The sequence below is a fragment of the uncultured Campylobacter sp. genome (assembly GCF_937997595.1).
Taxonomy (GTDB): Bacteria; Campylobacterota; Campylobacteria; order Campylobacterales; family Campylobacteraceae; genus Campylobacter_B.
This window is the reverse complement of record NZ_CALKTS010000021.1, coordinates 1-1,087: the sequence shown is the minus strand read 5'-3', so window position 1 is coordinate 1,087 and position 1,087 is coordinate 1. Positions and strand designations below refer to the sequence as shown.

Sequence of the window (1,087 nt, the reverse complement as noted above, 5' to 3'; positions counted from 1 at the left end):
GTTCACTGCTGCTGTGTGCGGCGGCGGCTGCTACTTTGAGCGCCCAGGGTGAGGACAAGGTGGAAAAAATCACTTCGATCGACATCTATGTTTCGCCGTTTTATTCGGCCAAGGATGGTAAGCCCGAATACGTGCACGTTTACGAGCCGATCGACGATCTGTTGATGAAAAACGACGTGACGAGCCTAAAAAAGGCGATCAAAATCATCGAAGACGCCCCGGACATGGTCGCTCCGACTACGCTAATGACTGTCGCTGCACGTGCTTATGATCTGGGGCTTAAGGACGACGCGGTATTTTGGTTCTACGCGGGCAAAAATCGATTCCTAACCTTCGCTCGCGTCATCGACATCAAGGACGAGATATTTCGTGAGACCGAGTCCGCGAACGCGGCGTTTTTACAGCTCGTCGGCAACATGGTAAATCCATACGCATTCTGCGATCTTGCTAAACAACGCGATGCGGCGGCACGCGCTAGGGACTGGGTCAAGGCGCACCCGTATAAAGCGATATTTGATGAGAAATTTCCGTCTCGCTTCGCAGATCGCGCCACCGCGCTCAAGGCAGCCGAGGACAAAATGGACGCCGCGCTACTTAGGCAGGACGAGTTTTTCGCAGACCCCGCTAAAAAGGCGGACTTCCTAGCCAAGCGCAAAGCAAATAACGCGGATAAGCGCTTCTGCGATTAGTATCGCCTAACCAGCGGCACTTTTGAAAATCGGCATTATTTGAAATTTTTAGCTACCAAAAATTTAGTGTTGCATTTTTATCTCCTCAAACGGATCTGCGCGTGAATTTAAAATTTTATGACGTAGAATTTTATCGCTAACGGCACGCAGTGAAGCTTTGATATAAATCAAGCCTAGATCTGTTTAAAATTTAGCAGAAGCTCGCACGCAATTCTATTTCGCATAAATTCTATCGACAACTAACGCAAAATCAGATCAAAATATTACTAAAATTCCAGCAGTTTAGCGACGTAAAATTTCACCACTACCGCCTAAAAATCGAAGTTTTTTAAATTTAGCCGCACGGCGAAATTTTATCCGTTTTTATATACGAACATTATATAATTATCAAAATTTTT

1 protein-coding gene is annotated in these 1,087 nt (G+C 46.1%); it reads left to right on the top strand.

Annotation, left to right across the window (positions count from 1 at the left end; genetic code table 11):
* Nucleotides 1-689, top strand: a 689-nt coding sequence (locus Q0614_RS00785; protein ID WP_366125034.1) for a cytochrome-c oxidase, incomplete at its 5' end; no start/stop codon positions are given.
* Nucleotides 690-1,087: the final 398 nt, after the last annotated feature.